General features: G+C 56.1%; 19 protein-coding genes. 12 read left to right on the top strand and 7 right to left on the bottom strand.

The genetic code is table 11. The annotated features are described in order from the left end of the window. Positions 1-44 precede the first annotated feature (44 nt). Positions 45-185: a hypothetical protein gene (locus tag ACFQEV_RS09865; RefSeq protein WP_379695378.1), complete on the bottom strand. Its 141-nt coding sequence runs from the start codon at positions 183-185 to the stop codon at positions 45-47. 863 nt (positions 186-1,048) lie between these two features. On the opposite strand from ACFQEV_RS09865, the gene ACFQEV_RS09860 reads away from it, so the two are divergent. The 8 genes from ACFQEV_RS09860 (at position 1,049) to ACFQEV_RS09825 (ending at position 8,967) form a co-directional block, all read left to right on the top strand. Next, the gene (locus ACFQEV_RS09860) at positions 1,049-1,813 is read left to right on the top strand and encodes an IclR family transcriptional regulator (RefSeq protein WP_379695376.1); all 765 of its coding nucleotides are present in this window, start codon (positions 1,049-1,051) and stop codon (positions 1,811-1,813) included. Between the two features lie 406 nt (positions 1,814-2,219). Then, positions 2,220-2,384 (top strand): hypothetical protein, encoded by a 165-nt coding sequence (locus ACFQEV_RS09855; protein WP_379695374.1) that lies wholly within the window; start codon positions 2,220-2,222, stop codon positions 2,382-2,384. Between the two features lie 55 nt (positions 2,385-2,439). Further along, positions 2,440-2,688: an aldehyde dehydrogenase family protein gene (locus ACFQEV_RS09850; RefSeq protein WP_379695372.1), complete on the top strand. Its 249-nt coding sequence runs from the start codon at positions 2,440-2,442 to the stop codon at positions 2,686-2,688. Positions 2,689-2,796: 108 nt separating this feature from the next. Then, on the top strand, positions 2,797-3,735 hold the full coding sequence (locus tag ACFQEV_RS09845; RefSeq protein ID WP_379695370.1) for a dihydrodipicolinate synthase family protein: 939 nt from the start codon (positions 2,797-2,799) through the stop codon (positions 3,733-3,735). Positions 3,736-3,802: 67 nt separating this feature from the next. After that, on the top strand, positions 3,803-5,497 hold the full coding sequence (locus tag ACFQEV_RS09840; protein WP_379695367.1) for a thiamine pyrophosphate-binding protein: 1,695 nt from the start codon (positions 3,803-3,805) through the stop codon (positions 5,495-5,497). Between the two features lie 154 nt (positions 5,498-5,651). Then, positions 5,652-7,103 carry an ABC transporter substrate-binding protein gene (locus tag ACFQEV_RS09835; protein WP_379695365.1) on the top strand — a complete coding sequence of 484 codons (1,452 nt, stop codon included), beginning with the start codon at positions 5,652-5,654 and terminating at the stop codon, positions 7,101-7,103. Between the two features lie 5 nt (positions 7,104-7,108). Beyond that, positions 7,109-8,077 carry a carbohydrate ABC transporter permease gene (locus ACFQEV_RS09830; RefSeq protein ID WP_379695363.1) on the top strand — a complete coding sequence of 323 codons (969 nt, stop codon included), beginning with the start codon at positions 7,109-7,111 and terminating at the stop codon, positions 8,075-8,077. Next, a complete protein-coding gene (locus ACFQEV_RS09825) occupies positions 8,074-8,967 on the top strand; it encodes a carbohydrate ABC transporter permease (protein ID WP_379695361.1) in 894 nt (297 codons plus the stop codon). Before ACFQEV_RS09830 ends, ACFQEV_RS09825 begins: the two co-directional genes overlap by 4 nt. Positions 8,968-9,191: 224 nt before the next feature. On the opposite strand, the gene dgoD is transcribed toward ACFQEV_RS09825, so the two are convergent. Both dgoD and ACFQEV_RS09815 read right to left on the bottom strand, forming a co-directional pair. Further along, the gene (dgoD, locus tag ACFQEV_RS09820; RefSeq protein WP_379695400.1) at positions 9,192-10,406 is read right to left on the bottom strand and encodes a galactonate dehydratase; all 1,215 of its coding nucleotides are present in this window, start codon (positions 10,404-10,406) and stop codon (positions 9,192-9,194) included. Positions 10,407-10,466: 60 nt separating this feature from the next. Then, positions 10,467-11,456, bottom strand: coding sequence for a 2-hydroxyacid dehydrogenase (locus tag ACFQEV_RS09815; RefSeq protein WP_379695359.1), 990 nt, complete (start codon positions 11,454-11,456; stop codon positions 10,467-10,469). Positions 11,457-12,218: 762 nt separating this feature from the next. Between ACFQEV_RS09815 and ACFQEV_RS09810 the strand changes: the two genes are divergently transcribed. Further along, on the top strand, positions 12,219-13,340 hold the full coding sequence (locus ACFQEV_RS09810) for an ABC transporter ATP-binding protein (protein WP_379695357.1): 1,122 nt from the start codon (positions 12,219-12,221) through the stop codon (positions 13,338-13,340). Between the two features lie 278 nt (positions 13,341-13,618). On the opposite strand, the gene ACFQEV_RS09805 is transcribed toward ACFQEV_RS09810, so the two are convergent. After that, positions 13,619-14,563 (bottom strand): D-2-hydroxyacid dehydrogenase, encoded by a 945-nt coding sequence (locus ACFQEV_RS09805; protein ID WP_379695355.1) that lies wholly within the window; start codon positions 14,561-14,563, stop codon positions 13,619-13,621. A gap of 117 nt (positions 14,564-14,680) precedes the next feature. Here ACFQEV_RS09805 and ACFQEV_RS09800 point away from each other — a divergent pair, with 117 nt between their 5' ends. The 3 genes from ACFQEV_RS09800 (at position 14,681) to ACFQEV_RS09790 (ending at position 17,429) form a co-directional block, all read left to right on the top strand. Continuing rightward, positions 14,681-15,052, top strand: a complete 372-nt coding sequence (locus tag ACFQEV_RS09800) for a VOC family protein (RefSeq protein ID WP_379695353.1) — start codon at positions 14,681-14,683, stop codon at positions 15,050-15,052. Positions 15,053-16,616: 1,564 nt separating this feature from the next. Then, positions 16,617-16,919 (top strand): hypothetical protein, encoded by a 303-nt coding sequence (locus tag ACFQEV_RS09795; RefSeq protein ID WP_379692245.1) that lies wholly within the window; start codon positions 16,617-16,619, stop codon positions 16,917-16,919. Beyond that, a complete protein-coding gene (locus ACFQEV_RS09790; protein ID WP_379695351.1) occupies positions 16,920-17,429 on the top strand; it encodes a PIN domain-containing protein in 510 nt (169 codons plus the stop codon). Positions 17,430-17,574: 145 nt separating this feature from the next. Here ACFQEV_RS09790 and ACFQEV_RS09785 read toward each other — a convergent pair whose 3' ends face one another. The 3 genes from ACFQEV_RS09785 to ACFQEV_RS09775 form a co-directional block, all read right to left on the bottom strand. Next, positions 17,575-17,859, bottom strand: coding sequence for a DUF488 family protein (locus tag ACFQEV_RS09785; protein WP_379695349.1), 285 nt, complete (start codon positions 17,857-17,859; stop codon positions 17,575-17,577). After that, positions 17,754-18,203, bottom strand: a complete 450-nt coding sequence (locus ACFQEV_RS09780) for a DUF488 domain-containing protein (RefSeq protein WP_379695347.1) — start codon at positions 18,201-18,203, stop codon at positions 17,754-17,756. Before ACFQEV_RS09780 ends, ACFQEV_RS09785 begins: the two co-directional genes overlap by 106 nt. Before the next feature lie 122 nt (positions 18,204-18,325). Beyond that, positions 18,326-18,565 carry a hypothetical protein gene (locus tag ACFQEV_RS09775; protein WP_379695345.1) on the bottom strand — a complete coding sequence of 80 codons (240 nt, stop codon included), beginning with the start codon at positions 18,563-18,565 and terminating at the stop codon, positions 18,326-18,328. Positions 18,566-18,878: the final 313 nt, after the last annotated feature.

Genomic DNA, 18,878 nt, shown 5'->3' with positions numbered 1-18,878 from the left:
CACCAAGGGTGCCCGGCGGTGGCGCAGTACACTGACGAACTCCCTCACCCGTCGTTCGTCTCGCCGCCGGCGAGTAGGAGTCCGATTGCGACCGTCGCCCCGCCGACCAGTGAGGCAGAGAGAACGGCGAACGCGACCCGGAACCCGAACCCGTCGGCGACGAACCCCACGGCAGTCGGTGTCACCGCGCCGGCATCCGTAAGTAGCGTCCTGACGATGCCGAACCCTCCCGCGGCGATTCAGTCCGAGAGTATCTCGACGAGGTAGACACCGCGTACCAGAGGGGAAACCGTGACTCTCGAGGGCGAAGGTGACGACGACGCCGATTTCCATCCTCCGAAGTTGTGCCGCACTAGACCTTGGCAATATGGATTTCTACAAACCATCAATCGGGATATATATTCGACAGGGGACGACTTCATAACGGGGGTCCGGAGAGATGTTACGAGGTGTTCAATAGGAGTGACTACTTGAATCTTATCGTCGACAACCTCTACCCAAATATGGACGACAGTAACGAAATGCTCCCGTCGCCACCAGCCTCAAACATACGGAGAAATTACAGTATCATGTCCGTAATGAGCGTCATAATTCGCAGAGAACACTATTACACCGTGCCGTTCCCCCTCAAGGGCAATACAATAAGACAGAACTACGTCCGTGCTCAGCGTTCTCGGCCGGAGAACAGCAATACCCGTTTCCTCAGAGAGGCTAGAATTACAATACTAAAATTGTAATGGAAAGCTACGTCGGAGCGACGAATCAGCGCGGAGTTACGACCTATTGCCATAACAGATGTAATGAATGGCGGATTTCCATCTCAGACCGATGGTCAGACCTAGTGGAACAGAGACTACAATACCCTTTATATAGGACTATCTCAGAGAGAACGACACAAATAGTGAACTGTTAAGAAGAAGGTAGAGTACAGACGTTAAGGCTGTATGACACACTTGATGAGAAAACGCGAAATTTGGAGGAAGAATCGCCCAGAATCGTTCTTTCGTCGAGAACAAGAGTTATACTCCTCCAGCGGAGTGCTACTACTATGGTAACAAATAGCTCAAGAAAGATCGAAACGGTCCAAAACACCTGCCGTATCATAGATGCACTTCGTACCTCGGGGGGTGCAGGGGTCACAGAAATCTCGAACGAACTCGACTTCGCAAAAAGCGCCGTCCATGGACATCTAGCCACGTTACAGGACGAGTCCTTCGTCGTCAAAGAGGGCCACACGTACAGTCTGAGTCTTCAGTTCCTCCAGATTGCTGAGGAGGTAAAAAACCAGATCGCCGATCATAAAATCGTCAGGAAGGAAGTGATGCACCTTGCAGAAGAGACAGGTGAAGTCGTTCATTTCGCAGCTGAAGAAGAAGGTGACATTGTCTATCTCTCGAAGGCACGCGGTGAAGTTGCCGTAGAAACAGCGTCACGAATCGGAAAACGGATGCCGATGTACTCTACTTCGCTCGGGAAGGCGATTCTAGCCGAACTCCCCGCTGAACGGAGCGAGCAAATTCTCGAACAGCAGAAACTGTCGAAGAAAACCGATCGGACGATAACTGATCCCGACCGACTCAAAGAAGACCTCGAGGAGACCCGACGACGCGGGTATGCGATCGACGACGAGGAGAACATCCGCGGCGTTCGTTGTATCGGGATGGCAGTTGCAGGGCCCGACGCCGAGGTGATGGGGGCACTGAGCGTCTCCGGACCCTCGAAGCGAATGACCGACGAACGGATGGAGAGCGAACTAAACGATCAGATAGCGCAGGCGGCTAATGTCATCGAAGTCAACTCCCGCTACTCGTAACTGCTGCTCCTCTTTTCGACTTCTCTTCTTGTGTGCTCGCGTTGTCTGTTCACCACCACTCCTCCAGTAGCGAATTCGGCATGGTCTATCAGCAGCATGTACCTGCTCTGTCGACACACTTCTTCGGTTCGGTCAAAGTGATTAACCAATTGTTTGCAACGTGGGAAGAGTGATTCGTGATTGATAATTATTTCCGCTTATTAAGATATGGCGCAGCAACAGATGACGAAAACCACGCCGGTATCGAAGTAAGTCCTATACGTCACTCCGAGCGGTGGACGGTTTCTCACGGTACTTTTAGATATCAGCCTTCGTCGTGAGTTCGTTCTCTCTCGAAGAACGACCTGTGCAGGTCGATACTGCAAAAACAGTGGCATACTAGAAGAGAGAGCGCTCGAACGACATGATGACAGAGTACGGCAATTATGTGAACGGGGAGTGGACCGAGTCGGGAGAGGGAGAGACGTTCGGGGTGGTGAACCCTGCAGACAACACGGAAGTAGTCGCTCAGTTCCAAAATTCCACGACGGCGGACGTCGAAACCGCAATTGAGGACGCCGTCAATACGTAGAAGGAGTGGGCAAGCACGCCGAGTCCGGAACGCGGTGCGATTCTAAATCAGGCGGGTGACGCACTCACGGCGCAAAGAAGAAGCGACCGAGACGCTCGTTCGTGAGGAGGGAAAAACACGGTCAGAGGCCAGCGGTGAGGTTCAGCGGGCAATCGACATCTTCGCGTACTACGCACAGAAGGCACGTGATCTCAGTGACTTAACCACGTCACCGAGTAGCCAGAACAAGGACACCTATCGAGAACAGGGCGATGCGGGACTCGACTTCTCCACGTCCACGAAAACTATTTATCGGAACTACTGAATTACTTCCGTTTAGTACCTGTCTTCGCTTCGATACCCATCGGATTTCAAACGAATGCATAGTGTTCGTGGGCGGAATACTTATGAACCAATACGTTAATACTTTTTTATGCCGTTAGCAGTAGACGAGGTGAAGGAGCGTCTGCGGGGTGTTGCCGCCGGACTTCTCACACCGTTCGACGAACATGGAGAGATAGAAAGCTGGAAAATCGGAGAGAACGCGCAATCACTCTACGACAGGGGTCTGCGTTCGTTCCTCTCGGCCGCCAACATTAGCGAATATCACTCGCTCACGCAGGATGAATGTGTCGAGGTTACGGAAGCGAGCATCGATGCACTTCCCTCCAGCGCATGTATTCTCGCTGGCGTCGGCGGATGTACAGATAACGCACAGGAGCTAATTCGTGCATACGACCGTCTCGGGGTCGACGGACACATGATTATGCCTCCCGACCACACGTACGTCCACGAACAGGGATTGTTGGACTACTTCGACGAGTTAGCGTCCGTAACGGACACTCCATTTACACCCTACATCCGAGCGTTCGACCCGTCGGTCGACTTTTTGGCCAACCTCACACAGCTCGAAAACGTGGTTGGTATCAAGTACGCAATTAAAGACCCCGTCAAACTCGGTGCCTCTATCGCCGCCGGTTCCGACGACGTTGTCTGGGTCGACGGACTCGCCGAACCCTACGCGGTCAGTTACTGGAGCGAAGGCGTCGAAGGTTTCTCCGCGGGCGTCAGTAACTTCCGACCCGAAGTGGGGCTCGAACTGTTCAACGCGCTCTCTGTAGAGGACTGGGAGCGTGCACGACAAATTCGGAATATCTGCCTTCCGTACCAGAACTTCCGTGACCGGACGGGACAGAACAATACCATCGGGAGCGCAGTCAGCATCCCAGCGGTCAAGAAGGGGCTCGAACTCGCTGGACTCCACGGTGGGTTCGTCCGAGAGCCGATTCGTTCCCTCTCGCCCGAGGACGAAGCCAAAGCCGAGGAACTCTATCGGAAGTTAGACGACGATATCAACCGCCTCATCGACTAACGCAGTATCCGACAGTCGAACGATCGGTCAGGGAACCAATTATAATGGTCCTCGAAGTAAATCATATATGTCCGAAGAAACAGCGACTCGAAAGCGTGGGAGCGAATATCTATACGAGACGTTGGTAGACGTGGGTGTCAAACTCCTGGTGGGAATTCCAGGAACCCAGACGTTGCCGCTCGACCGGACCGTGGCAGAACGAAACGACATTGAATACGTAATGGCACGCCATGAGACGGCGGTTCCCCACGTTGCGTGGGGGTATCACGAGGCCAGCCATCAAGTAGCGGCCACGATTACCGTTCCCGGCCCCGGGGATACCAACGCGGCTCACGGACTCAAGAATGCGCTCGACGACAACGTGCCAATACTTCACATCTCGCCGATTCCGAACCACGACGAGTTCGGCAGGCACCCGATTCACGAACTCGAACACGAAACGTTCGACCACGTCGTCAAGGCGAACATTACTGTTGAGTCGCCAATACAATTCCAAGAACAGATCAAATGGGGTATCAAAACAGCACTGGCCCCGCCGACCGGTCCAGTCCGCATAGGGATTCCGCGAGGGATGCTCGCGCAACCAATCGATTCTCCTGCGGCGAACGTCAGTGTCGAACGGATAAACTATGTGGCTGACGACGCACTCGCGAGGGTGGTTGACTGTCTCGCCGACGCCAAGCGACCGCTCCTGTACGTGGGGGGAGGCGCACGACGTTCCCCGGATGGGCCGGATGGGGTCGCCGAACTCGCGTCAGTTCTTGACGCACCAGTCGCCGCGTCGTATAAGGGAAAAGGCGTCTTCTCCGAGGACGACGACCGGTTCCTCGGCGTCACGGGCGGGGACCTCCCGGCTGGCGCAAGGACGGTGTTCGAGACCGCAGACGTGGTCCTTGCACTCGGGACGAACTTCGACGGGCCGAACACGGCGAACTGGTCGATACCGATGGGTGAGACGCTCGTCCACGTCAACCTCGACCCGGCCGAGATAGGTGCCGCCTACGACGCGGACATTGCAGTTGTCGCTGACGTCGGCGAAGCGTGCAAACAGCTTGCAGAGAACCTCGATTCGCGGGATGTAGCGGCCGGATGGGACGGATCGGAGCTAGCGACGGCCGTGCGTACGGAGTACGGCGAGTGTCTCCGAGCCGCCGGACTCCTTGACGAAGGGCCGCCAGTCGCGTCACCGGGCCTCCTCAGAGCGGTCCGAGAGGTTATCCCAAGGGAGACCGTCGTCACGACGGACATCGGTGGACATCGAATCTGGAGCAAGAATGTCTTTGAGGCGTACGCGCGCGAGGAACTGATTACAGCCGGTTCTTGGGCCGGGATGGGCGTCGGGCTACCGAGTGCAATCGGCGCGAAACTGGCGCGACCCGACCGACCGGTCCTCACACTCACTGGTGACGGTAGTCTGATGATGTGCGCCCAAGAACTGCACACCGCCGCCGAGTACGGCCTCGATTTGGTCGTCATCCTGTTCAACGACGCCGACTATGGCGTCATCAGTAAGGCAATGCATCCGGAGGATGAAGGGAACCGGCACCAGTTCAAGTGGACGTCACCGGACTGGACCGCAGTCGCGGAAGGATACGGATGTCGGGCCCGAAAGGTGCGGACTCTGTCCGATCTTCGAGAAGCGACAGAGTGGGCGCTCGAAACCGACGGACCGACACTCGTTGACGTCAACGTCGACCCGAATGAACCGACGGCGGTGGACTTCACTTCGTACGAGACGGAGGTCGACCCGAGGTCGTTCTGACGCTCTCGGAGTCCGCCCACGGTTACGTTCTCTCGTGGGATCTCGGCGGAACCGCGCGTGTTCCGACGGGGTGTATCGTAATCTTCGTCCGCGTGCCTGGAGGTAGCAACGTCCTCCACTATCGGAACAGTACCGTTGCCAAATTATAAATAGTATGAGTACGCACTTCACAATTGATATGGTAAGACAATGCAAGACATGGAGTTCTAGGCGGGCGTATTTAAAGGGCGTCGCAGCAGCGTCAACTCTGGGACTCGCAGGTTGTTCTGGACAGGGGGGCGGAGGAACTGAGACTCCAAACGGTGGCAGTGGCGGTGGGGGGACGACCGGTAGCTCGTCGAGCGGTGAGTGGCCTGACCTGAGCGGAACGAAGGTACACATAGTCATCGACGAGACAGCAGACCCAGTTAAGAACTTCTGGAACGGTATCTCATCGGATTTCAAGAGCGCGACAAATGCCGATATCAACGTCGAGTACGTTGGTCGGCAGACGTCCGGCGTCCAACGGGTGACGCAACTGATTCAGGCGGGAACGCCCCCGGAGATATTCGCCATGAGTCAGACGAACGCGACAGCGTTTCAGTCTCAGGACATCCTCGCACCCGTCTCCGATGTCGTCACCGACGTTGAAGAACGCCTCGGGACGGCGTACAAACACGTCAAGTGGGACGGCGAGCACTGGACGCTCCCAACGTTTCTTAACGTCGTCGCGTGGTACTGGCGTGGCGACCTTGCTGAAGAGGTCGGAATGGACCGACGGCCCGATTGGACGTGGGAGACGGCGACCGAGTACGCCCGGAAAGTTAACGAACTTGATGGAATCCACGGTACCTACGTCCCCGCCGGATCGGGAGACCATGCGGTCTACCACCTCCGGGCCTGGCTCCGAACCGCGGAGTGTTCCATCGCCAAGTGGAAGGGCGACAAGATGGTCGTCAACTTCCATAAGGGCAAGAATCGAGGACGAATGATAGAGACACTCAATCTCCTGAAGGAACAACATCAGTACTCACCAGTTGCGAGCGACTCTGGCTTCACGTCTTGGGCGCGCGCGATTCCAAATCAGGTGTCTGCGTCCGGGAACTACATCGGCTACCGGCCGAAGATGTACGCGATCCAAGACGGACGCGACTTTGCCGCGGACGTCCACGCGGCCCAGATGCCGAAAAAACGAACGCGGACGACCGACGGCAATATCGACGGACTGGGAACTTTCAGAGGATCCAACGTTGAGGCCGCAAAGACACTCATGCGATTCATGACGCAGAAAGAACAGTTGCTGCCACTTTACAAGCTCAATCCGGTCCACGACGTGCCCGCCTTCCCCGGCATCCGAGAGAGCGACGAGTACCAGACCTTCCTCGAAAACCTGCCGGAGGCGTACACTCCTAAGGACACGAAAGCGTACCAGACGGAGGTCGCGACTAACTTCCGAAGTTCCATTGAGGGGACAGACCCACCGAACCCGTTCGCGGGGACTATCACTGGCGCCGACGCGCTCCCGAACCTCGTCAGCGACGTTGTCCTTAAGGACGCGAATCCGGACAGCGTGATCGACCAATACGCACAGGAACTTCAGACAGTCATCGACAACGCTCAGAACTAACCACAATGGCAAAAGCAAATAACGTAACACAGAGGGAAAACAACGTCGCGAGCGGGTCTCGCCTTGAGTACCAACGGCGGGTTTTCGACATCCTCTCCGACAAGTGGGTCATGGGAGTACTCACCATCGTCCCGGCCACTCTCCTGTTCATCTTCGTCAACGTCATCCCCATCGGGTGGGCAGTCGCGGCGGGGTTCTTCGAGATATCCGCCTTCTCGCCCGTGTGGCACTGGGCAGGACTGAGCAACTATCAGCAGATCCTGACGAACTCGGAGTTCTGGGCGACCATACGGCGCTCGCTGGTCTTCGCCGGTGGGTCAGTCGCGATACAACTCGTTGTCGGTACCGGGTTTGCTCTACTATTGAATCGAACGTTCCGCGGTTCAACGTTCGTTCGGGCGATAATGATGTTACCGTACCTCATCCCAACAGCTATCTTAGGCTTCATCGCGCTGTGGATGGGTAACAGCCAGTTCGGGATTATCAACCAAGTACTTGTCAGCCTCGGCCTCATCACAGAGAAGTTCCCATGGTACGGCAACGAAAGCACGGCGATGATCGCGGTCATCATCACGAACAGCTGGAAGTTCTCTATCTTCGTGACAATCATGGTACTCGCCCGGCTACAGAGTATTCCTAGCGGCCTCTACGAGGCCGCAGAGGTTATGGGTGCAACGCCGTACGAGCGGTTCCGGGACGTCACGCTCCCGAATCTCAAGGGCGTCATCTTCATCGTCTTCCTGCTCCGTGGCATCTGGATGTTCAACAAATTCGACATCATATATGTCCTGACGCAAGGCGGTCCGCGCGGTATCACGACGACCGCACCGATATACGCGTACAAAGTGGCGTTCAATCAGCTTCAACTTGGGTACGCGGCCGCTATCTCGACGCTGTTGTTCGTCATGCTCATCGCGGGGGCGATCATCTACTTCCACGTTCTCGAACCTGAACAGGAGGTGCGCGTCGAATGAGCCAGCGATTCAACCTCCGCCTCGACGGGGACAACATCCCCGGGTGGGAATCGCTTTCGTACGGCGCCCGAAAGCGGCTTCTCAACAAGACCGCGGACCTGCTCATCTTGTTCAGCGTCCTCATCGTTGTCGTTCCGTTGTTTTGGATGCTGAGCACGTCGCTCCGTCCCACGGACACGCTGTTTAACCTCCCGACGCCGATTCTCCCGCAGAACCCGACGCTGGAGGCGTTCGACAACGTCATCAACAACTCGAACTTTACGACCTGGTACTTCAACAGCATCATCGTCGCTGTCGGCGTCGTCACACTGACGACAGTCACTTCGACGCTCGCCGGGTACGGATTGACGCGCCTCGACATCCCCTACAAGAAGACGTTCGCCCGTATCATTCTCTTCGGATACATGTTCCCGGCGATCCTGCTCGCCATCCCCATGTTTATCTTCTGGAGACAGCTCGGCTGGATAGACAGCCACCTTGGACTGGTGTTCGCCGAGACGGCCGTCTCGCTCCCGTTCGGTATCTGGATGATGTGGAAGTTCTTTCAGACGGTGCCGGTGTCGCTAGAGGAGTCGGCTCAGATGGCCGGCGCCTCGCGGTTCAGGGCCTTCTACGAAATCGCCCTGCCCATGGCGAAGCCGGGGATGGTCGCAGTCGCCGTCTTCTCCTACGCCGTCGCGTGGAACGAGTTCACTATGCCCACCATCCTGCTTGTCAACAACGAGTCGTGGGTGTTGACGATCGGCCTGTTCAGCTTCACGATGCAGAATCAGGTCCTCTGGTCACAACTCATGGCCGCGAGTACGCTGACGGTCATCCCGTCGTTCATCTTCGTGTACTTCCTACAGAAGTACCTGCTTCGCGGATTCCGGGCCGGCGGTATCGGATAGCGGTCTACTTTCCGTCTTCCACCCTTCTCGGTAGTTCAATGCGCTTCGGGCTGTCTGACCGCGTATCGAACCACCGAATCGACCGCGACAGCGAGTACCCGATAAAGTACGTAGCCGTGCCGAGCGAACAAACTCTCGAACGCTGAAGACCGTTATCTCGGGGGCGTACCGTCGCTCAGGGTGGCGGTGAGGTCAAAAGAAAGCTCGGTCGATTCGCGGGTAACTCAATTCTGCGCGACGCGGCCGTCCAGATGTCGCCACCCCGGACTCTCCCACTGCGGGTTGTCGATCGCATGTCTTTGCACGATCTCCTCGTCAACCGTGATACCCAGTCCTGGTTCGGTCAGTACGTCGACATGGCCATCTTCCTGTGCGAGAACTTCGGGGTTCTCCAAGTACGATAAGAGAGAGTAGTCGAGGTAGTCTTCCCGGTGAACGATCTGTTCTTGGATGAAGGCGTTGTGCATGGCGGCATCCACTTGCAGACAGGCGGCGAGGGCGATGGGTCCGAAGGGACAATGCGGCGCCAATGCGACGTCGTAGGCCTCTGCCATCGTTCCGATTCGGTGCAGTTCGGAGATGCCACCGGCATAGCAGAGGTCGGGTTGAACAATGTCCACCGCACCGTCCTCGAAAACTTCCTTGAACGCCCACCGAGAGTGACGACGTTCGCCCGTCGCAATCGGGACCGACGTGTGTCGGGCCAGTTCCCGGTAGTTGTTGGCGTGTTCGGGGCCGGTGACGGCCTCCTCGTAGAACATTGGGTCGAACTCCTCGAGCGCCGTTGCCATCTGTTTGGCCGACGCCTTCGACGCACGACCGTGGAAGTCGAGAGCCAAGTCGACGTCGGGGCCAACCTCCTCGCGCACCGCGCGTACGACCGTCCGCGCCCGGTCGACGTCTCCGGGCTTAGCGACTGCGTCGAGCATCCCGAACGGCACCAGTTTGAGCGCGTCGAATCCAGCATTGATCTGACGACGGGCATCCTCGACGAACGCCTCCGGACTGGAAACCTGATTCTCTCCGTCTCGGTCGTCTGAATCGTCGTTGGCACTCGCGACCTCTGCTTTCGTCCGGACGTGCTGGTAGAGACGGATTCGGTCGCGAACGGGGCCACCGAGGAACTCGGAAATTGGCATCCCGTGTATCTTCCCCTTGATGTCCCAGAGAGCTTGGTCAATACCGGCGATACCAGTCATGAGGACCGGCCCGCCGCGGAATCGCCCGGACCGATACATGGCCTGCCAGTGGTCTTCGATGCGCGTCGGGTCGTTGCCGATGACGTACTCCTCCATGAAGTCTGCCACCGCACCTGACGCCGCCCGGCGCTGACGCGACAGGGAGATTTCCCCCCATCCGATAGATCCGTCGCTCGTCTCGACTTTGAGGAACGTCCAACGGGGCGGCACGTTGAATAGTTCGTAGTTAACTACCCTCATGGGGAGATAGACCCTGAGTGGTCGCAAAAGAGTACCGGAATCAGCTACTACTCCTCGAGATTACGCGCGCGGGCCCCAGACGACGTTCTCGGGTTTCTCGCCTCGCGCAATACGCGCGACGTTCTCGGCGATGAAGTCGAAGCGTGCAGACGCGGTCTGGTCGCTCCACCCGGCGATGTGGGGGGTGAGGACGACGTTGTCGAGGTTGGTGAAAGGGAATTCGGAGGGTTGTACCGATTCGTCTCCATTTGGGTAGCGGTACCAAGTATCAATACCCGCACCACCGATAGTCTCCGATTCGAGGGCCTCATAGAACGCGGCTTCGTCGACGACTGGGCCGCGAGCGACGTTTATCAACATGCTGTCTGCGCCCATCAACTCGAACTCACGCTCGCCGATGAGGCCCCTCGTTTCGTCGTTTAGTGGGACGGAGACAACGATAACGTCGCACTCCTCCAGAACTCGGTCAAGGTCGTCCGGTCCGCCGAGGAAAGTCACGCCATCCGGCAAGTCGTCGGTCGGTTCGCTCCCACGGATGGCCATCACGTCGAGGTCGAAGCCTCTAGCACGGGGGACCAGTGCGCGCCCAATGTGGCCGAATCCAACGATTCCGAGTGTACTCCCTCGGATGTCGGAGACCGAGCCTTCCGGCGGTCGGGGGTAGTTCCAAACGCCGTTCCGCAGGTCTGCGTCGAGTTCGAGGAGACGACGTCGGTGAGCGAGCAACATCGAAAATACGTGTTCGGCGATGGCCGTGCTGTGTTTGTAGACGTTACACACATATGCACCAGGAGGAATACGTTCGGGATCGATTTTGTCGACGCCAGCCCCGACTCGCTGCATGAGTTTCAAGTCCGGAGCCGACATCGCGTTAGCCGCAGCCGGCCAGTCGCCGAGGACGATATCTGCGTCGGTCAGGACTGCTAATACATCCTCCTCGTCGTCGGAATCCGAGATGGCACGAAACGTGGCCGGAACCTCTATCTGCTCCTCCAAGATCGGTTTCGCGCCGGCAGCAATTCCACCTATTAGTACGATATGTAGGCTCATATCTTGTGTGAGGATAGCGGGACATATATGTTCTTACATGGGACAAAAATCCTTGCTTGGGCAGTCAGTACTTTAGTCCAACAGGGTGTTGGCTCCGAGAAGTCGACTTCGGCGGCCATGAGGAGGTCCAGGAAGCCGAACGCTGCGGTCTAGCCGAGTCCATCGGTGAGGATGCCGACGACATCGCTCCCGAGGGCACCGATGATCATGTAGACATACAAACCAATCCGCATCCAATGGTCTGTTCGACCTCGCCGAGTTGGTCCATGGACCACGACTGGACCGGGTACACCCCAACTCATACTCAGTCCGGGAGAGCCGCGACACGACGAGAGAGCGTGTTCCGACTGAAAGGAGCACGTATCTGATCATGGCACTCCCCAGCAACATCTCCATACGCGTTGGCGAGTATCCCCCAGGTACTGCGGCAGAGCGTAAGCCGCCCACAGACCGGTAAGTACCAGGCCAATGTCGCTCGTCGAAACGTCGAACGCTCCCGTGATATCCGGGATAAGTAGACCGATCACGAAGCGAGTGACCATGCTCGTCCCGAACGCGAGCGTCGTCAGGACCAGTACGGAGTCTCGGTACTTCCACATTTGAGTGTCCATCCATCGTCTACGACGATAGTTCACGGTGGTGTGAAATTATCGGTCAGGCAACTTCCGCGGTTATGAAGTTGCTGCAAAGAGAGAAGGTTCCACTCAACGGAGCGAATCGTCGATAATCTTTTATGATATGAGCGAGAGTTCTTGATAGAGGATGACAATCTCGATAACGTCCCTTCGAAAGGAGTTTCCCGTCTCTAGCGGCGTCGAGGTAGCCGTTGATGATATCAACATGTCAATCGAAGAAGGCGAGTTCATTTCGGTCGTCGGCCCGTCTGGATGTGGCAAAACGACGACACTCCGATGTATTGCTGGACTCGAAACGCCCACGAGCGGGGAAATCGTCATCGGGGGTGAAGACGTGACAGACATCCCCGCGAACAAGCGGAAACTGGCGATGATGTTCCAGAACATCGCGCTGTACCCCCACATGACCGTCGAGGAGAACATCTCCTATCCGTTGAAGATTCGCGGCGTCAGCAGGAAGGAACAACACCAACAGGCCAAGGAAGCAGCCGAGATAATGCAGATACCGGAACTGCTGGAGAAGCATCCGGGCGAACTGAGCGGCGGACAACGTCAGCGGGCTGCACTCGCACGGACTATTGTCCAAGACCCCGAGGCTTTCCTGATGGACGAACCATTGAGCGACCTCGACGCGAAGCTCAAAGTCGAGATTCGCAAGGAAATCCAACGGGTCCACAAGCGGGTCGAGCGTCCCACGATATATGTCACACACGACCAGGAGGAGGCGATGACGATGTCCGACCGGATTTTCGTGCTCAATGATGGCCAAATCGAACAGCGGGGAACGCCGGACGAACTGTACAGCGAGCCCAAGAACGTCTTCGTCGCTGGCTTCATCGGGAACCCGAGCATGAACTTCTTAGACGGGAAGGTCGTCGACGTGAACCGCGACTCGATATCGATAACGGTGGAGGGAACGCAGTTCGACTTTCCGGCACACATCGTCGGCGATGTCTCTGCAGGCGACGAAGTCGTCATCGGATTCCGCCCCGAAATTGTCAATGTCTATCCGGATACCGAGCAGGGAGACCTCACGGGCGATCTGTCGCTGGTCGAGCGTATCGGCGACCGTGTATTAGCGACAATCGACCGCCCGTCGGGTGAGGTACGGGCGACGGTCTCCGCTGACAACCCGTTAGACGAAGGGGAACCGGTCTCGTTCTCATTCGACTACTCGGGACTACACGTCTTCGACCGGAGAACCGAAGAAAGCATCGCACGGGGGACCAAACCCCGCATGAACGCCTGAGTAGAGTGAGACAATCAGTCCTCACCTCTTGGAGCCGTACGATGTCCTCGGTCGAGAAGTTCGCTCGGTGAGTCGTGCCCCATAAGTCGATCAAGCGGACGAGAAAATTGAGCTAGACTGCTCGTCGTGTCTCTCGCCACCCTGTTCGCCGGAGCGCCTAGTCTGGACTTCGAAGAGAGCGTCGAAATCACCGACACCGGCACATCGTGAAGGGTCGCGCTCTGGAAAAAGCAACCAGAATCGACCCTCTCGGGGTTCGTCGCTCCTCAGAGATTCCGTTAGTTGATGCAGTTCGCCAACGGTTTCCCGGATAGCCATCGGTCGTAGTTGTCGAGAAACAGCCGACTGAACCGGACAGGGAAGTCCTTGGAACGCCCGCCCACGTGCGGCGTCACGACTGTATCTTCGCGGTCCCACAGCGGCGACGTCGGAGGAAGCGGCTCTTCTTCGACCACGTCGAGCCCAGCAGCGGTGATTTCTCCGTCTTTGAGGGCCGCGACCAACGCGTTTTGGTCGATGACCGACCCGCGTGCGACGTTGACGACGGCGGCCGATTCCGGAAGCGCGGCGAGGACGTCCGCGTTGACGATGTGGCGGGTTTCGTCGGTGAGCGGCACCGTCAATACGAGCAGGTCCGTTTCGGGGAGGAGGTCGTGAAAGTCCTCGTTAGAGACAACGCGGTCCTCGGTGAGAGAGCCCGAATAGATCGAGGGCGTGCGTTTAACACCGTACACGTCGAAGCCGAACGCCTGCGCCCGTCGCGCGATAGACTCACCGATGTTTCCGAGGCCGAAGACGGTCATCCGTCGGCCCTCCCAGTGCCACATGTCCGCGCCCACACCGCGGTCCCACTCATGTTCACGCTGTTGGTCAAAGGTCGCTCCGAGTCTCCGGGAGAGCGCGAACATAAGGGCGAATGCGTGTTCGCTCACGACTGAATCGTGGAGCGTCGCGGCGTTGGTGAACGTCACACCGCGTTCGTTGAGTTCGGCGACGGGAAACGCAGTATATCCGATGCTCGTCGCTTGCACCCAATCGTCCTCCGATAGGTACTTGACGAAGTCGTCTGACCAGCCTTTCGGATTCGTCACGAAGATATCCGCGTCGCCGAGGTGGGTACGGACGTCCGCTTTCGACTCGGCGGCGACCACCGTTAGGTCGTCGGTCCGGTCCCGGATGGTACTCGCTATCGGGGTGTCGTGATAGATGACCGCTGTGGGCATGTCCGACCCACCGTTCGATACCACGAGTGATAAAAATACGTCTAAGCGGTCTCACCTCCGATGCTGTGTGAGAGTGCGACAGGGTACTTATTTGACCCACACTGGCGATGAATCGGTATGGATGTACTTCATACAGCAATTTGGGTCTCTGACCTCAACACGACGAAGGCGTTCTACTGCGACGGCGTCGGCCTCAAATTTTCCCGGGAGTTCGCGACGGACGGCGTCCGCAACTACTTCGTGAAAGGCGAGAACGGAGTAGAGATTCAGTTCAAATACGATTCCGAACACGAGGTCACCGTCGAGCGCGACGGCGTCGACCACCTCGCGGTCGGCGTCGACGACGTCGAGACGACAGTCGGCCATCTCGTTGACGAACGAGGGAGCGAGGTTCTCAAACCGCCGACGGTGCTCAAAAAAACGGGGTCCACTATTGCATTCGTCACGGATCCCGACGGGTACGTACTCGAACTGGTAGAGAGTGCGTGAGAAGATCTTCGCGGTCGATGAGTTCAACGAAGCGTCTGCGTGCATCTATGTCACTCTCGAAGATGCCGTAGGCGATGTTGCAGGCGATTTGAGAGGCACAGTCTTCACAGAGTTTGGCCTTGGTGAATCCTGGAATCCCTACGCCCCAACCGGATGGCCCAACTTCGACTCAAATCCGATTAGAATTCGACGCCGCTTGATAGTTCTGTACGAACTCACACGTTGTACAGACCGGCACCTCAACCGATTCGATAGGTTTGAGCGTTGTCTCGGTGACGACCGACGTGGGCTTCTCGATACTACAGACGCGATATCCGTGTGTCTGGTCTCCTACGGCGTCATCATCACATATCGACCAAATGTGAATATATATTCTTCGAGGATTGGGATGGGAAGAAGTACTGACTCGAAAATAGAAATGCCGCACAAAAACTAGTAATAATATAAATATGTTGTATGCGGACAGAATGCTTGGAGGAGGTAAATAATGGTAGATAGCGTTACTCGAGGGACCCCCTGTTGTTAGTCAAGGTGACTCGAGGGCATACACCACCGGTAATTTCGGTGTGCCTCGCAGAGAGGGAGTTCCAGGAGAATTCGCACAAACCCCATGGAATCCGGTCGAAGATGATTACCGTAGAAGCTTCCACGGGACGATTGAAGAAATAGTATTGTTTTATGAAAGAAGATTAGACTCACAGAACTCGGAGAGCGGCGAATCAGATATCGATTATCCCTCAGTGCTGGAGAATCAATCCCCCCTACTCTGACTATCTCTCTTTAGTAACCTTGAGAAAAATATCGTGTTTTTATGAAAGAGGTGTCTGATCACCTATGATAAGACGTTTTAGAGAGACAATTTGGTTTACTTGCGCCTTTGGCTGCGAAATTACTATCATTGTGGTGTTAGTAGTCGATATATGCCCTGATTTGGATCAGAGTGCGCTCCGATTTTGGATTTATAACTACTTCCAGAGCATATAGAGACTATATTCTACCTATATTGGTCTACTCCGTACGGCTCGTTGATGGCTAACGATGTTCTATAATTTGACCGGTATATTGCAGAGATGCCGTATAGAGATCGATTCAGCTTTTAAACCGTGTTACAACCACCGTTTTCTAGTTGAAGGTAATTAAGAATAACCTATGCTTTCGGTCGGTCGTACTTTAGTGGATGGGTCCTGAATCGAATATTAGTATTTGCACAACATTCCACAGATATGGCAGTTTATCGAAACTATCTCCGTCAAGGAATTCCATCCTGATGGGTAACTGGAAACGAGTAATTCGTTTAGGTTACTCAGCTTCTCCTTAGTTATCGACAAAGCAGCTAATATACGTCACAAAACTCGGAGTTGAGGACTACTATACCGGACTCAAAGGAAGCTGAAGACGATCAACGCCAGAACACAGAGCACGCGTAATGGCCAAGCGGTGTGTTTGATTCGACGATCCGTCAGAGAGGATATCAAGGAGCCTAAAGCGACTCTATTCAGGTTCAGTGAGGCTCACATCGTACACACGAAAACGGCTAAGTACGTTGGCTCACAATGTACACATAATGAGTACCGACAAAAAGCGCGTGCAGTTTCGAGCACCCAATCGGCTTATTGACCGGGCCGACGCACTCGCTACAGTGCTCGGTGAAGACCGAACAAACGTCCTCGTGACTGCGCTTCGAGAGTACCTCCAAGATGCCGCTCACGATGATGCACTCACTCAAGAGATCGCTGCTGCCTACTATGACGACGAAATCTCCTTCGAGCAGCTCAAAGCACTCGTCGGCGCTGAAGAGGCAGCGAACCTCCGGGTGTTGAAACAACAGTTGGATGAAGACTTTGTCGACGAAGTCGCCGAGCTATAGATGGCAGGGTTGGTCGCAGATACATCCGCACTCGTGAGTTTGGGTATCGTCTCGGACTTCGATCTTGATCCACTCTCGCTCTGTCTGGAGGGCTATGACGTGTTCGTTCCAGACGAGGTAATTGAGGAACTCCAAGAGATCGCCTCGTACGATGATCAGCATGGAGAAGCTGCAACTGCAGTCCTTGGTCGAACTGCCGAACTCACGGTCCAATCAGTCAATCTCGATGCCGAGTTCCCACTCGATGATGGTGAGAACGCAGCTGTCACCCTTGCGAACGAGATCGGTGTCACACTCTTTCTCTGTGACGAATTCAATCGTCTTGGGTTGATCCACGCCTCACTGGCCAATACACGACTTGTAACGACGCCAACACTCCTCTCAGTGTTTGTTCGAACAGGCCGATTGACGGTCGACGAGGCGCGCATCCTCCTTGATGGGATCAGTACCGGTCGAAGCTGGGATGCGAACAGCTACGTCCGGCGAGCGCGCTCGTTGCTTGATAACTGACTATCCCGGAAATAAGCCGCACCATCTTCATCCTCTGAGGCCGTGATGACGTGAGAGGCGACCATTAGTCGACTACTCGGTAAATAATCGGATGACGATGGCTGTAACCTCGCTTTCTTCGTCCGCCAGAAGATATCTGACTGCGCTACGATTCGTCAGCGGGATAGGTGACGCGCCCGTCGGACACCTTCGCGAACCGGGTTAGTTCGTGTTCGTCAGCGCGGTCGGTCTCGAAGATGTTGACGACCTCGCAACCACGGGTAAGGAGCCAATTGGCGACGATGCGGCGGTGACAGCGCCAGTAGACGGCCTCCGCACAGACGATCACCGGCACTTCGTCGTCCGCCAGCGTGACCAACTCGTTGAGTGCCGTCTGGAACTCGTCGGTGAGCGCGTAGTCAGCGTACGCTTGGACGACTCGTTCTCCCATTCGCCGTTCGGCGAGTCCGTTCGCGGGCTCGAGCGGCGACCGCCGAGCGCCTCGAAATGACGATACCCGATCCCGTGTTCGTCGAGTGTCGCGGCCAGCGCGTGGGCACCGAACTGTGGATTCCGTCGCGAACCGGGGAACCGACGGACGTCGACCACGACGGTAACCCCGTAGTTACGGAGCGCCGAGACGAACTCCTCGATGAACGCGAAGAGTGGCCGAACGTGTACACTCGGGTCATAGATGGGTGTTGAAAACAAAGCTAAGTAGGCGCTCCGGCAGGATGCTGATCCGTCGAGACGCGCGAGGAACCGTTCGCCTTCGGTATTGTTCTGGTATAACATCGGGGCGGACCTCTCTTATAGGGGCAGACCACAGCTCGCTTATCGCCACTGCTTGACGGTGAGTACGGCCCGTTTGTCGGAGGATACAAGGCCTCGGGAATTCGGAACTGGTCGCTTCGCGTTCATCGAAGAATCGCGTAGAAGATGGCGACGAGTCCGATGATATCGACAAACTGGCTCGTTGCCGCAAACGAGAGCCCGAGAGAGTGGCCGCTTCCGACGAAGATGGGGGCGAGGAACTCTAACGCGAGCTTGAGGCCCGCGTGAACGACAGTCAGAAATGGGAGAGCCTGCAACAGAGGAACGGTAACGGGAAGGCGGAGGTGAAGAGTGACTAACTGGCCGTAGAGCAGTATCGACATCTTCGGCTCCTGTCGAGATTCCCCTCTTTAGAGACTAGAACCCGTGAAATTACTGATCACTACGCGTGATTTACAAAGATAATTCGTCTGGTGCTGTTCTCAGAACGGGTCTGTGGTAGACGATTTGGTTCGGTTTCGTATCTCGATCCTTACGGAGTATCTGACGGAGTAGCTTAATCGAATTCGTACAATTATTTATGGCTCTCTTCTGATGGAGTCGATAGAATATATCTCCCATCAGTTCGACTGCGGTAGAAAAGAACGGTGAGAAACGGAATCTGAAACACTTCCGTGGGTCGAGTTGTAGCGCTAC

This window comes from Halopelagius fulvigenes, from assembly GCF_042662625.1.
Classification (GTDB): domain Archaea; phylum Halobacteriota; class Halobacteria; order Halobacteriales; family Haloferacaceae; genus Halopelagius; species Halopelagius fulvigenes.
The sequence above is the reverse complement of the archived record's forward strand: the minus strand, read 5'-3'. Positions and strand labels throughout refer to the sequence as shown.